A 12,853-nucleotide genomic window follows, 5' to 3' on the forward strand; every position below is an offset into this window, starting at 1 on the left:
AAGGGGCTTTTAATAATTGTATAACTGCTGTTTAAATCTTTTAGCCAGGTAGCCGGTGGCTTTTCCAAGGTCGATATCTGCTATAATTACACCGGTTGTGCCATAAGCCTGGTAAGCCACACAGGTACCATCCGGCGCTATAACCGAACTTGCCGATTCCGGATAAAGCGAACCATAATTGGAGCTGGCAAAATAGATGGTATTTTCCAAAGCCCGCATCATCATAGCCTTTTCATAGTAGGGGTTGGCCATGCTTCCCCATTCGGTAAGCAGCACGCCTTCGGTATTGCTGCCCGAAAAATGAGGATGAAACACGATATGTGCACCATTGCGGGCCGCCCACCTTACCGATTCGGGATAGCGGAAACCTTCGTGACAAATAGTAATGCCGAATTTTAAGCCATTTACCTCAAAAATACTTCGTTGGGTACCTGGTACCCAGATGGCATCTTCCGATGGATCTAACTGGTTTTTGGTTTGATAGCCGATCACTTCACCGGCTTTGGATATAACGTGTGCAATATTCAAAAGGCCATTATCGCTATACCAATCCATTGGTATAACAACTGCTATATTATTTTCGGCAGCAATCCTGCATACTTCATCCAATGCCGATTGTAGTATCTCTGGCGATGTTGGTTCCGGGTCGGTAATCATACCGGGGTATCCGGGTATGTATGATTCGGGAAAACAAATAATCTCTGCCTGTTGCGTTGCCGCGTCCTTAATCAGCTTTTCGGCTTGATATAAACCGTCATTAATTGATTTTGGGAAAGGGGGAGTGGCTATGGCTATTTTCATGCGGTGTTAATCTGCATGCAAAATTAAAGGTTTGCATTTATCTATGTTGGCATAATCATCTCCTATGTCACTTTTTTATTTCAACCCGGTGCCCGGTTGATATTTATAAAAATATCATTGTACATTTGTTAGGGAGATCCTCTCCACAATTCATAAATCATCATTCACACTACTTAACATTTACAACTATGATTGAAACTAAAGCGTATGCTGCGCAAGATGAAAATACACCGCTTGCCCCCTGGACTTTTGAGAGACGCGAAGTTGGGCCTCATGACGTGCAGTTTGATATTTTGTATTGCGGGGTTTGCCACTCCGATTTGCACCAGATTAAGAATGACTGGTTCCCCGGCATTTTTCCGATGGTACCCGGACACGAAATTGTTGGTCGCATAGTTAAAGTTGGCGAGCATGTAAAAGGTTTTAAAGTTGGTGACCTGGCTGCTACCGGTTGTTTGGTTGACTCGTGCCGTGTGTGCGAAAACTGCAAACGTGATTTGGAACAATATTGCCTCAATGGGAACTCTCAAACATATAACGGCCTTGAGCAGGACCATAAAACACCCACTTACGGAGGTTACTCAAACACCATTGTTGTTAACGAAGATTTTGTATTACACCTTAAGGAAGGTGTTGACCTTGCTGCAGTTGCGCCATTATTATGTGCCGGTATCACTACTTACTCGCCGTTAAGGCACTGGAAAGTAGGCAAAGGACATAAGCTGGCCGTACTTGGCTTAGGAGGCTTGGGCCATATGGCTGTTAAATTTGGTGTAGCCTTTGGCGCCGATGTTACTGTATTAAGCACATCGCCTAAAAAAGAAGAAGACGCTAAAAAGTTAGGTGCACACCACTTTGTAGTTACTACTGATCCTAAACAGGTTGAAGCTGCTAAAAACTCGTTCGATTTTATTTTGGATACGGTATCCGCCGAGCATGACTTTAACATGTACCTGTCGTTGTTACGTACAGATGGCGTTCATATTTGTGTAGGAGTTCCTCCTAAACCAGCCCAGATTGCAGCTTTCAGTTTATTGGGTGGCCGTAAAAGTTTAGCCGGTTCGGGCATTGGTGGTATTAAGGAAACCCAGGAAATGCTCGATTTCTGTGCCGAAAATAACATCGTTTCCGATATTGAGATGATTGATATCAAGGATATCCATACCGCATATGATCGCATGGAAAAAGGCGATGTACGCTACAGGTTTGTAATTGATATGGCTACGCTGTAAACAAACTATTACTTATTAATAAAGGCTGTGCGAGAGCACGGCCTTTTTTTGTACGGGCATATTTGCACCCCTTAAAAGTCGTTTTAGCCCCCCTGGGTAATCTATGGTGCTCCTTACATTTAAAATGTAAAATATAAACAATGATATTATGAGAAACTTAGTGTTATTTATGCACATTTCGCTTGATGGTTTTGCTGCCCGCACTGATGGTGCTATGAACTGGATAAAAGTAAACAATGAAATGTTTGATTACGCCAATGACCGTGCCTGGGCAGCCGATACCGCTTTATATGGCCGTAATACTTTTGAAATGATGGACGCTTACTGGCCAACCGCCGGCGATAAGCCCAACGCCTCAAAGCACGACATCGACCATTCAATATGGTATAATAAAACGCTTAAGTATGTAGTATCTGAAACTGCCGAACAGCAGGATACAGATAAGACCAGATTTATTAGAGGTGATGTAAAAACACAGGTTGAGAATCTTAAAAAGCAGGATGGCGATGAAATTATCATGTTTGGCAGCCCCGGCCTTGCCCGCTATTTGATGAATAAAGGCCTGATTGATGAATTTTGGCTGTTTGTTAACCCGATAGTGCTTGGTGCCGGTATCCCGCTGTTTGCTGATACAGAAATAAAGCTCAAACTGAAAAAAAGCGACACATTTGCAGATGGTGTTGTGGCATTGAATTATATCAAAGAATAAGCACTTATAGGGTAAATATTTTGCCGTTATAAAAAATCTGCACCCCGAGGCAACGTCAGCCTTAAAATGATAGTAATCATTATGTACACAAAATATCAAAAATGAAATTACTATCAAAGTTAGCGGCAGCGGTCCTCGTAATAGGATTCCTGTTTTTCACAAATACGGTAAAAGCGCAAACTACACCTGCAAATGCGTTCCGTTTAGGTTTAGGAATTGAAACTGGTTTGCCCACAGGCGTAGCAAAACTTGGCAGCACCTTTACGTTAGGCGGTACAGCCCGTTTGCAATATGGCATAAGCGATAGTTTTGCGCTTACTTATACTATGGGCGGTTATCATTTCTTTCCTAAAAAAATCCCCGGAACAGATCAGCGTTATGGAAGCTATGGCGAAATCCCTATCAAATTTGGTGTTAAAGAATTTTTTGTACCAAGCGTATATGTTGCCGGCGAAGTAGGTATTGCTTACGAAAAACTGGAGCAAGGCTGGGGCCCGCACAGGCTTGATCTTTCACCGGGTATAGGCTGGGCTAATAAAAGCTGGGATGTAAGCTTCCGTTATGAAAATTTTTCTGGTGCTAACCAGGATCATTTTGGTATGCTTGGCCTGCGTTTAGCTTACGGATTCGCGCTGTAATAACGTACTCATGTAACTATTAACTGATATGAACTAACAAATCCGACTCACCCGGGTTATGTTAGATTGACTGGCCCTCTTTTGGTTGTTACCGGAAGAGGGTTTTTGTTTAATTTAAAATATTGCCTATATTGAAATAGTAAATGAATTGTTACCGGTTTATCCAATCCATCGGCACCCGGTGCAATTAATTTGAAAATAAATTGTGATTTTTACAACTCAAAGTTGTTTTGTGCCGGTGCTGGTATCTCTTGCGTTACTTTTACAAGTCCTGATTAAATTGATTAAATCTTGTTCTGATACCTGCCTTGAAAAACTCAAAGGCATGGTTCTTATTCTCGCCGAATTTAATGGTGACTTTAATGCCGAAATGCTTAAAGAGCTTTTTCAAAAAAACAGGCCGTGAAATTAGCCCCAATGCTTTAAATATGGTATTTGGCATTATGCCGGCCAAATTTAAGCCGTCGGCTTATACGCTTGATACTTTGTCGATATATTGCGGTTACGCTGGCTGGGAAGATTTTTATAGTATGAATGGATGGATTTTGCCTACCAGCTAAACTTTAAAAATGCTACACCTTGTCTCGGAAGCAAAACCTCGGCGCCCGATAAGCCTGATTTGGCCAATAACGTAACCGTTTTGCTAAACTGCTGCAGCTGCCCGGCTTTTTCCAGCTCTTTAATTTGGGCCGCTGTAGGATTTTGCGGCGATCCCATTTTTTTCCACACTTCGTAAGCATTGCTGTGCTCATCATCAATGCGGTATTGGGTAAGTTTAACAAAGGTTGGCGGCAGATGCTCTATCCTGATCTTTACCGTTTTACCCGCATCGTGCTGGTCATCGTCATGATAGTTCCACAACAGTACTGTAAGTTCTTTCTTATCTGCAGAAGCCAAAGCGCCGATATCTGTATGGTTCCCCCTAATACTTGAATCGGCTACCGTTTTAAGCGTGTACATCTGGTCGCCGGTTACCTTTAAGCGTTTACCTTTCATCATGCCCAACATTCTGAAAACGTTGAGCACCGGTTTGTCAACTCCGTTTGTCGCCAAATCGCGGAAGCCATAAAACCAGGGCTGATTTTCAAACTCGAACGACCATGATACCGAGCCCATAAAATTTACGCCTAACGAATCTGCAAGCTGGTATTCGCGGGCAATGGAAGCTGCTGTATAGCTCGAATACATGGTACCGTTACGATAAGCATTTGACGGATTGGTAGCCATGCCGCAGGCCGCACAACCTTCCGGGTCCGATTCGCCTATAACTATCGGCGTGTTTTTAGTTTCGGGATATGACGCCACAATTTTAAAGCCTTCCCTAATATCGCGGATCTGCGGTGCCATGTTCATGCGCACTCTACCGTTAACCAACGAGGGCTGGCCTTTGGCATGGAATGAGATTACGTCAATTGGCGAACCTATTTTGCCTGTAGCATAATTGGTATCGGCAATGCAATGTTTAATAAAGGCATTCAGAAATTTCATCCCGCCGGGGCTTGAGCCGCCTGCAACTTCCGGCCCGCCAACATGTGCAGTAGGCAGGGCCCGTTTTACGCCATGGGCGGCATAATCGTATAGCTTAAAGAACTCCTTCATGGTGCCTTTCCAGTAGCCTATGTTTGGCTCGTTCCAAACCTCCCAGTACCAGCTTTCAACCTCTGCCTGGCCATAACGTTGTACCGAATGCTTTACCCACTGGTAAACAAGTTCTTCCCACTTATTATAATCTTTAGGAGGGTATGCCCAGCCGGTGTAAACATCATCATAATTATCGCCCGGTTTCCAGTAATGGCGGTAAGGTTTGGGGTGAGTTGATAAAGCCTCGGGCATGAAACCTATCTGGGCATAAGGTTTCATGCCCAGTTTAATATAGGTGTCAAAAATGCTATCAACCAGGTGCCAGTTGTAAATCGGGTTACCATTGGCATCTTCGGTATAAGCATTGGTCGATCCCCACTTCAATGCTGCAGTACCGTCACCGCTGGTAAGCAAATTATGTACCCGCATGCGTACCGGTACAGGGCTTAATGCTGCCAGTTCTGAAAGAAGTTTGCGGCCATCTTTCATGTAGGTATAATTAGGTTCATCGTGGCCAAACCATGCCCAAACTGGATACATGTCGCCAATTTTATCATTTAGGCTGATGGTGATATTTGCTTGTTCCTGGGCAAAAATCCGGCTACCGATAAGCAGCAAGAGGCAAAAGATAAGTTTGATGGTCTTCATTCAGGTAGTTTGGTGGTTTATTGGAGGTACAATCAAACATAGGTATTTTTATTTATTGTTAAAAGAACAATTAAAATGTAAACTATCAACCTTAAAATCAATTTGAAAGGTGTACAACATATTGAATATAATTTACGTTAACAGCGTGTTAATTTATTGTTTACGCGCTTCAGAAATTCTACAGAATTAAATTGTATAATTGTGTTTACCAGCGCTTAATAAGGGGGATTCTTTGCAAAAGTTTAGGTTTTATTTTATTTCGATGCTATTGGCAGCCTCGTTTTCGCTGCCTGTTTATGCCCAGGTTAAGGATACATTACAAAAAGTTGCCGTAAAGAAGGATTCTCTGCAGAAAGACTCTGCCAGGAATATCCTGACATTGCCGGATACGGTTAAACACCTTCAGAGTAAATTTCCATCATATATACCGCCTGCGGCTTTCATTACCTACGGTTTATTATCGCTAAAAGTGAAGTTTATCCGTAATATCGATTACGATGTGAGGGCTGATATGAATAAAGATCATCCGGGCTTTCACACCAAAGTAGATAATTACCTTCAGTATGCTCCAATCATCTCGGTTTATGGGTTGAATGCTGCAGGGGTACACGGTAAAAATACATTTATTGACCGTACTATGTTGCTTGTACTTTCTGAAGCCATATTTGCCGGTACCACTTTCGGTTTAAAACGCGTTACCCACAGGGAGCGGCCCGACGGTTCAGATAAGTTTTCGTTCCCTTCAGGGCATACCGGTAACGCCTTTGTATCTGCCGAATTTATGGCCCAGGAATATGGTGACCGATCACCGATATACGGAGGTGTAGGTTATGCTTTCGCCACTACTACCGCAATATTACGTGTGTATAACAATAAACACTGGTTTAGTGATATCGTAGCCGGTGCAGGTTTCGGTATCCTGTCAACCAAGGCTGCTTATTATTTATACCCACTAATCCGCAACAGCGTGTTTCGCGGAGGTAATGAAAAGGGCAAAAACAATAACTCATTATTGCTGCCAACTTACCAGGACGGCCGTGTAGGCCTAACCTTCGCCAAGAGCTTTTAAACGACTGATCTTATATTTATAATGTACAACCACCTTAGTATTAGGGTGGTTGTTTTGTTATACAGCAAAATTTTTAAAGAAAAAATAACTTAGCTATTGTAACGTACGTTTTTAATACATACCTTTGGTTTATGAGTTTGTTTAAAAAGGATATTACTGCTGATTTAACACCAACCAAAACCGAAATGGATGTTTTGCAGGTGCTGTGGCAGTACGGCCCATCTACAGTGAGGTTTGTGCACGATAAGCTTAATGAGCAAAAGGAAGCCGTAATTTATACCAGCACCCTTAAGCTGATGCAGGTAATGAAGGAGAAAGGGATGCTTGACCGTGACGAAACCAATATGAAGCACATTTATAGCGCTGCAGTTGAAGAAAGCAGGATAAAAGGCAATATGCTTGGCCGCTTTGTTGATTCGATGTACAACGGTTCGCCGAGCGATTTGATGGTAGCCCTGTTGGGCAATGATAAGACATCGGCCGAAGAACTCAAAAAAATAAAAGAGCTGCTCAAAAACATGGACGATAAATAATTAAACCTTTACAGATATGTACCTGCTCCTTAACACCAACACCATTTCCAACAGCCTGATTCAGGCGTTTAGCTGGATGCTGATCCATTCGCTATGGCAAGGGATGTTGCTGGCGGTTATCAGCGCGGTGGTAATGGTGCTTACCAAAAAAGCAAGCGCTGCAGTAAGGTACAACCTGGTTTTGGTGCAGTTTTTATTATTCGTGGGCGCCTGCCTGGCCACTTTTATTTGGGAGTGGAACAAACAGCCACAGCAAGGCATGGCACAGTTTAGCAATGCTATTGGTAGCAAGGCATCGGCTTTGTTGGGCCTTAATGCCAATGGGATCCGGGCTTTTGCCAATACCTGTATCGGTTATTTTACAGCCAATGCGCCGATGGTTGTGCTGCTGTGGTTTGTATTTTTCCTGTTCCGGTCGGTACGGATGATGCGCGGGCTCATGTTTATCCATACTGCCAAACACAGGCAGGTATCCGAACCTGTTGGGTATTGGAAAAGCAGGGTTGAATTGCTTTGCGAAAAGCTGCAGTTGAAGCAGGTAGTTAAACTACTTGAATCGGGCTATGTAAAAATGCCCATGGTTATAGGGCACCTGAAGCCGGTAATCCTGATCCCGGCGGGTTTGTTGGCCGGGTTGCCGCCCGAACAGGTTGAGGCCGTATTACTGCATGAACTGGCCCATATCCGCAGGCACGATTACATGGTTAACTTTTTGCAAACCATTGCCGAAACCGTATTTTTCTTTAATCCGGGTTTGTTATGGATCTCGGCCCTGCTGCGCGACGAGCGGGAAAATTGCTGTGACGACATAGCTCTCGCCCAAACAAAAAATAAGCGGGAGTTTATAGATGCCCTCATCAGTTTTAAAGAATATTCCCTTTATGGTACCAATTATGCAGTTGCATTCCCCGGTAAAAAAAATCAGTTATTGCAAAGGGTAAGCCGCATCCTGGGTAATAAAAACAAAACGGTAACTTCGGGAGAGCGGGCATTTTTGATAGCCGGGATTATTGTTCTTTCGGCTATTATAGCCACTGCCGCCATTGCGCAGATCAGGAAAGTTAATTATCCGGAAAGTGGCAGTGCTCATGTATATAAGCAGGAACAACGGATTGTGCAACCTGCCGGCACGCAAGTAGTAGCAATTGCCAAGCAAACTGATAGGTCCAAACGTTTAAAACGCAGATACATTGCTGATGTACAGAAGCCCGTTCATGCTATTGAAAATGTAGTTATGGCTAACGCCGAACCTTTGTCTCCGCAGGAGCAACTGGAGCGCGACGCATTGGCAGTAAAGCTGCGGGCCGAACAGGAAAATCAGCAGACAGTAGCTGATAATACAAAGCTCAACCCCGAACAAGAACAAGCCCGCCGTGACCAGGAACAGGCCAAACGTGATCAGCAGCATGCCAAAGTAGATCAGGACCAGGCACGTCGCGATCAGGAGCAGGCCAAGCGCGATCAGGAACAAGCCATGCGCGATCAGGCGCAGGCTAAACTTGACCAGGAACAGGCCGAAAGGGACCAGGTACAAGCCCGTCGCGATGAGGAGCAGGCAAAGCGTGACCAGGCACAGGCCAGCAAACCAAAAGCAGAACCGGTAAAAAGTAAAACAAACGTTCAGGAGTAAGTAAAACTTTTCTTAGCTGGTTTGTAAAGCAGGTATGCTGCTGCTTTATAGGCCATAGTATGTAGTAATCAATCATTAACAATCAATTTTAAACTGCCAAAAATGGGCGGAATGGAAAACTATTGCCCAATTTTTTAACTCTTAAACCGACAGAAAGATGAAAACAAATTATTTAAGAAGCGCTCTGTTGCTGATAGCGGCAACAGCATTAACAACTGCTGCGAATGCCCAGAAACCGGGAAAAAAAACGGCCTTCAACTCTTATAACAATTACGATACTTTTGATGGTAAGGGTCGCGAACGCATCCAAACTAACTGGAATGGAAAAACTTATCAAATGGAACTGGCAAACAACAAGTTGGTAGCTTTGGCCGTTGATGGTGAAATTATCCCGTCGACTAAATGGGGGGAATACAGCACAGTTATAGCTTCTATCCGTGAGCAAATCAGGAAGGACAGGATCCAGGCAAAAAAAGATCAGGCACAGGCTAAACATGATCAGGAGCAGGCCCGCCGCGATCAGCAACAAGCTAAACGTGACCAGGAACAGGCAGCCCGTGACCAGGAGCACGCAAAAGCTGAACAGGAAGAGGCCGAGCGTGACCAGCAGCAAGCTAAGCGTGACCAGGAGCAGGCGAGTAAAGACCAGGAACAGGCCAAACGCGACCAGGAACAGGCCGCCCGTGATCAGGAACAAGCCAAACGTGACCAGGAGCAGGCGCACTTAGATCAGATCCAGGCCAAGAAAGACCAAGAGCAGGCGGCCGAAGATCAGCGGGTATTAAAACAGATGATCGGCGATTTAATAGCAGATCATATCATCCCTAATGAAGGGGCTTTGCGTGAACTTTCATTTAATGGCGAAGAAATGATCGTTAACGGAGTGAAGCAACCTGAGAGTGTATTTAAGAAATACAGCGCAAAATATCCACGTTTTGCTAAAGGAAATACAAGTTACGAAAATGGAAAACGGCAGTTTAATGGTTTGCATATTCATCGAAATTAAATTATATAGATTACAGCCAATGCCGTGAACTAAGCCGTTATTATAAGGTACGAAGCAATCGCGAACTATGCAGAGTGGCTCTGCTAATCGGGGATTGCTTCGTGCCGCAATGACGCTTTTAGATTAAGATACCTCCTTAAACTATCATAAAAGCAAGACATTGCTCTACCATTTACTTCTTCAAATTCCTCGCCCTCAACTTACTCAAAAACTCGGGCGAGATGCCCAGATAAGAAGCTATATAATGCTGCGGTACCCTTTGCGGAATGCTGGGGTAACGGTTAATAAACTCCAGGTATTTTTCCATGGCCGTGGTTGCTATGGTTTTATAAAGCCTTTTCTGAACCACGGTTAAATGCCTCTGCAGCATAAGCCTGAACATGCGCTCCAGTTTGGGTACTTCTGTTAACAGGCGCTCCTTTGAATCGCGGGTGAGGATGAGCAGTTCGCAATCTTCCAGGGTTTCGATGTACATAGTACAGGGGCTTTGATCCTGGAAACTGGCCAGGTCGCTTACCCACCAGTCTTCAACGGCAAACTGCAGGGTTACTTCCACTCCGTTTTCATCGATAATATATTCGCGGATACAGCCTTTGTTTACATAGGCTTCAAAGTTACATACATCGCCAGCAGCAAGCAGGCGGGTCTTTTTGGGTACTTTCCTGTATTCCAATATCTCATTAAACAGCGCTGTCTCTTCTGCCGTTAAATTAACCGAGCGCGCCGCGTAATTATTGATATTTTGAAACATGGCTCAAATATAAGTCGGCCTGTAGGCATCCTTCCAAATATTAGCCGGTAAATAATTTCATTTCTTGTCCCAGTTCAATGGATTTTTGTGATAGATAGGCCAATTTTGGGCTTTTACTAATCAAACAAAATATGACCTATCTACCCAATGCAAATCGCTACCAGGATATGGAATACCGCCGTTGCGGTAACAGTGGTTTAAAACTGCCCGCGGTATCACTTGGCTTATGGCACAACTTCGGAGGTATCGACAGCCTGGAAAATGCCCGTAATATTTTACGTTTAGCTTTTGACAAAGGCATTACCCATTTCGACCTTGCCAATAATTACGGGCCACCTGCAGGATCAGCCGAAGAAACCTTTGGTCGCATTTTAAAAGATGATTTCAAAAGCTATCGCGATGAATTGATCATTTCAAGCAAAGCAGGTTGGGGAATGTGGCCAGGGCCGTATGGCGACTGGGGGTCAAAAAAATATCTCGTAGCCAGTCTTGATCAAAGCCTGAAACGGATGGGCTTGGATTATGTGGATATTTTCTATCATCACCGCCCGGATCCTGAAACCCCTATCGAAGAAACCATGGGCGCGTTGGATCTGATCGTCCGCCAGGGTAAAGCTTTGTATGTTGGTATCTCAAGTTACAGCGCCTCTGAAACTGAAAAAGCGGTTGCTGTATTGAAAGAGCTTGGTACGCCATGCCTGATCCATCAGCCTAAATACTCTATGTTCGACAGGTGGGTTGAAGGTGGTTTGCTTGATGTGCTGGAAGATAAGGGCGTTGGCTGTATCCCGTTCTCACCATTGGCGCAAGGCCTATTAACCAATAAATACCTGAAAGGCATCCCCGAAGGTTCAAGGGCTGCCGCTCATCGTGGCAACGGCGCTATTGATGAAGATGCCATAACAGAGCAAAACATAGCCAAAGCTGCAAAGCTGAATGAACTTGCATTACAGCGAGGCCAAAACCTGGCACAGATGGCATTATCATGGATTCTGAAAGATAAGCGGATTACTTCGGTACTGATCGGCGCAAGTAAACCGGAGCAGGTTACTGATTCCATTGGTTGTTTGGCCAATACATCGTTTACCGATGAAGAATTGAAATTGCTTGACAAGATCCTGGCATAAGTAGGAAGTATCAAGTTAGAAGTCTTTAAGCGTAGCTAAAATTAAAAAAGGAAACGCTGATTATAACTCCTGATTGGAATCTAAGCTTTATGGCTAAAATTTGGCCTCGCGGATGCGGGGCTTTTTTGTTATGAATTTTTTGCAAAAGCTGATTGAAAATTTACATTAATTATTGTTAAAATGACACTTTTTATTTTGATTGGTTGGGTTGAGTGAAGTAAAAAGGATAGTCTATTTTGAAGGTTAATTATAGATAGGAACTTGAATTTTAACTTTAGAAAAGATATTTAGCAACTGTTTTAAGTATGATTTGTTTTTTTTATTAAAAATATTTTAATTGTTTTTTGAACAATTAAAATAAAATATTATACCTTAGATTTTAATTAGAGTAATCACTTTGCTTTAATGAGCCAATTACCAATTATATTGATTTAAACCGTACAGGAACTGTCCCCCGGTTTTTGATGAAAATAATAATAGCAGATAAAGGAGATGTTGGACACTGAGATTAGGTACTTGCTTAATGATATTGCTTTAAACAGCAGCAGGGCTTCTTTTAAAAGGCTCTATCTGGCTTATTATGGTAAATTATTTAGCCTGGCAAAATCATTGGTAAAGCAGGATGAACTGGCCGAGGAAATCACCAATGATGTTTTCATGAACCTTTGGGGGCGCCGTGCTTCGATAGCAGAGATCAATAATTTTACTTATTACTGCTATACATCGGTTAAAAATAAGTCACTTACTTGTCTTGCCAAAAATCAGCTTAAACGTGTGAATATTGATGAGGCCAATGTAGATGTTGCCGATTCAAGCGCTACGGGCGAAGACAAGCTGGTTTATGAAGATCTTACTAAACTGATCAACACTACCTTAAACAAACTATCCGATCAATGCCGCCTTGTTTTTAAGCTGATAAAAGAGGATGGTTTGAAATATCGCGAAGTGGCCGATCTGCTGGATATCTCCATTAAAACGGTTGAATACCACATGGGCAACGCGTTGAAAACCCTTGCACAAGGGTTAAAAGACACCCAAAAAATGGCAATACCAGCCAGTCCCGAAAAAATTTCAAAAAATATTTAATCTGCCCACTGGGGTATCCTTATTATTTACAGTCTTTATATA

At 43.3% G+C, this 12,853-nt stretch carries 13 protein-coding genes; 10 read left to right on the top strand and 3 right to left on the bottom strand.

Features of this window, described 5'->3' with window-relative positions; all coding sequences use genetic code 11:
- Positions 1-9: 9 nt before the first annotated feature.
- Positions 10-801, bottom strand: a complete 792-nt coding sequence (locus ACEN9X_RS21190; RefSeq protein ID WP_413667032.1) for a carbon-nitrogen hydrolase family protein — start codon at positions 799-801, stop codon at positions 10-12.
- 188 nt (positions 802-989) lie between these two features.
- Between ACEN9X_RS21190 and ACEN9X_RS21195 the strand changes: the two genes are divergently transcribed.
- From ACEN9X_RS21195 to ACEN9X_RS21210, 4 genes are all read left to right on the top strand, one after another.
- On the top strand, positions 990-2,033 hold the full coding sequence (locus ACEN9X_RS21195; RefSeq protein WP_413667033.1) for an NAD(P)-dependent alcohol dehydrogenase: 1,044 nt from the start codon (positions 990-992) through the stop codon (positions 2,031-2,033).
- Positions 2,034-2,181: 148 nt separating this feature from the next.
- Entirely contained in the window at positions 2,182-2,742 is a 561-nt protein-coding gene (locus ACEN9X_RS21200) for a dihydrofolate reductase family protein (RefSeq protein WP_413667034.1), read from the top strand.
- Between the two features lie 101 nt (positions 2,743-2,843).
- Positions 2,844-3,380 (top strand): hypothetical protein, encoded by a 537-nt coding sequence (locus ACEN9X_RS21205; protein ID WP_413667035.1) that lies wholly within the window; start codon positions 2,844-2,846, stop codon positions 3,378-3,380.
- Positions 3,381-3,742: 362 nt separating this feature from the next.
- Positions 3,743-3,940 (top strand): hypothetical protein, encoded by a 198-nt coding sequence (locus ACEN9X_RS21210; RefSeq protein WP_413667036.1) that lies wholly within the window; start codon positions 3,743-3,745, stop codon positions 3,938-3,940.
- Here ACEN9X_RS21210 and ACEN9X_RS21215 read toward each other — a convergent pair.
- Positions 3,930-5,609, bottom strand: coding sequence for a GH39 family glycosyl hydrolase (locus ACEN9X_RS21215; protein ID WP_413667037.1), 1,680 nt, complete (start codon positions 5,607-5,609; stop codon positions 3,930-3,932). The genes ACEN9X_RS21210 and ACEN9X_RS21215 overlap by 11 nt on opposite strands.
- A 262-nt stretch (positions 5,610-5,871) precedes the next feature.
- Between ACEN9X_RS21215 and ACEN9X_RS21220 the strand changes: the two genes are divergently transcribed.
- From ACEN9X_RS21220 to ACEN9X_RS21235, 4 genes are all read left to right on the top strand, one after another.
- A complete protein-coding gene (locus ACEN9X_RS21220; RefSeq protein WP_413667038.1) occupies positions 5,872-6,678 on the top strand; it encodes a phosphatase PAP2 family protein in 807 nt (268 codons plus the stop codon).
- A gap of 131 nt (positions 6,679-6,809) precedes the next feature.
- Positions 6,810-7,211, top strand: a complete 402-nt coding sequence (locus tag ACEN9X_RS21225; protein ID WP_413667039.1) for a BlaI/MecI/CopY family transcriptional regulator — start codon at positions 6,810-6,812, stop codon at positions 7,209-7,211.
- 16 nt (positions 7,212-7,227) lie between these two features.
- A complete protein-coding gene (locus tag ACEN9X_RS21230; RefSeq protein WP_413667040.1) occupies positions 7,228-8,841 on the top strand; it encodes a M56 family metallopeptidase in 1,614 nt (537 codons plus the stop codon).
- A gap of 157 nt (positions 8,842-8,998) precedes the next feature.
- On the top strand, positions 8,999-9,847 hold the full coding sequence (locus ACEN9X_RS21235; protein WP_413667041.1) for a hypothetical protein: 849 nt from the start codon (positions 8,999-9,001) through the stop codon (positions 9,845-9,847).
- 172 nt (positions 9,848-10,019) lie between these two features.
- Here ACEN9X_RS21235 and ACEN9X_RS21240 read toward each other — a convergent pair whose 3' ends face one another.
- A complete protein-coding gene (locus ACEN9X_RS21240; protein ID WP_413667042.1) occupies positions 10,020-10,598 on the bottom strand; it encodes a Crp/Fnr family transcriptional regulator in 579 nt (192 codons plus the stop codon).
- A 131-nt stretch (positions 10,599-10,729) separates the two neighbouring features.
- On the opposite strand from ACEN9X_RS21240, the gene mgrA reads away from it, so the two are divergent.
- Both mgrA and ACEN9X_RS21250 read left to right on the top strand, forming a co-directional pair.
- Positions 10,730-11,725, top strand: a complete 996-nt coding sequence (mgrA, locus tag ACEN9X_RS21245; RefSeq protein ID WP_413667043.1) for an L-glyceraldehyde 3-phosphate reductase — start codon at positions 10,730-10,732, stop codon at positions 11,723-11,725.
- A 492-nt stretch (positions 11,726-12,217) separates the two neighbouring features.
- Positions 12,218-12,811, top strand: a complete 594-nt coding sequence (locus tag ACEN9X_RS21250) for an RNA polymerase sigma-70 factor (protein WP_413667044.1) — start codon at positions 12,218-12,220, stop codon at positions 12,809-12,811.
- Positions 12,812-12,853 lie beyond the last annotated feature (42 nt).

Origin of the sequence: Mucilaginibacter sp. Mucisp86, assembly GCF_047324315.1 — a bacterium.
In the GTDB taxonomy this organism is placed as follows: Bacteria; Bacteroidota; Bacteroidia; order Sphingobacteriales; family Sphingobacteriaceae; genus Mucilaginibacter.

Bases quoted from the DNA above. Each gene is read 5' to 3' on its own strand.
- ACEN9X_RS21190 (WP_413667032.1), bottom strand. From the start codon at position 801: ATGAAAATAGCCATAGCCACTCCCCCTTTCCCAAAATCAATTAATGAC.
- ACEN9X_RS21195 (WP_413667033.1), top strand. From the start codon at position 990: ATGATTGAAACTAAAGCGTATGCTGCGCAAGATGAAAATACACCGCTT.
- ACEN9X_RS21200 (WP_413667034.1), top strand. From the start codon at position 2,182: ATGAGAAACTTAGTGTTATTTATGCACATTTCGCTTGATGGTTTTGCT.
- ACEN9X_RS21205 (WP_413667035.1), top strand. From the start codon at position 2,844: ATGAAATTACTATCAAAGTTAGCGGCAGCGGTCCTCGTAATAGGATTC.
- ACEN9X_RS21210 (WP_413667036.1), top strand. From the start codon at position 3,743: ATGCCGAAATGCTTAAAGAGCTTTTTCAAAAAAACAGGCCGTGAAATT.
- ACEN9X_RS21215 (WP_413667037.1), bottom strand. From the start codon at position 5,609: ATGAAGACCATCAAACTTATCTTTTGCCTCTTGCTGCTTATCGGTAGC.
- ACEN9X_RS21220 (WP_413667038.1), top strand. From the start codon at position 5,872: ATGCTATTGGCAGCCTCGTTTTCGCTGCCTGTTTATGCCCAGGTTAAG.
- ACEN9X_RS21225 (WP_413667039.1), top strand. From the start codon at position 6,810: ATGAGTTTGTTTAAAAAGGATATTACTGCTGATTTAACACCAACCAAA.
- ACEN9X_RS21230 (WP_413667040.1), top strand. From the start codon at position 7,228: ATGTACCTGCTCCTTAACACCAACACCATTTCCAACAGCCTGATTCAG.
- ACEN9X_RS21235 (WP_413667041.1), top strand. From the start codon at position 8,999: ATGAAAACAAATTATTTAAGAAGCGCTCTGTTGCTGATAGCGGCAACA.
- ACEN9X_RS21240 (WP_413667042.1), bottom strand. From the start codon at position 10,598: ATGTTTCAAAATATCAATAATTACGCGGCGCGCTCGGTTAATTTAACG.
- mgrA (WP_413667043.1), top strand. From the start codon at position 10,730: ATGACCTATCTACCCAATGCAAATCGCTACCAGGATATGGAATACCGC.
- ACEN9X_RS21250 (WP_413667044.1), top strand. From the start codon at position 12,218: ATGTTGGACACTGAGATTAGGTACTTGCTTAATGATATTGCTTTAAAC.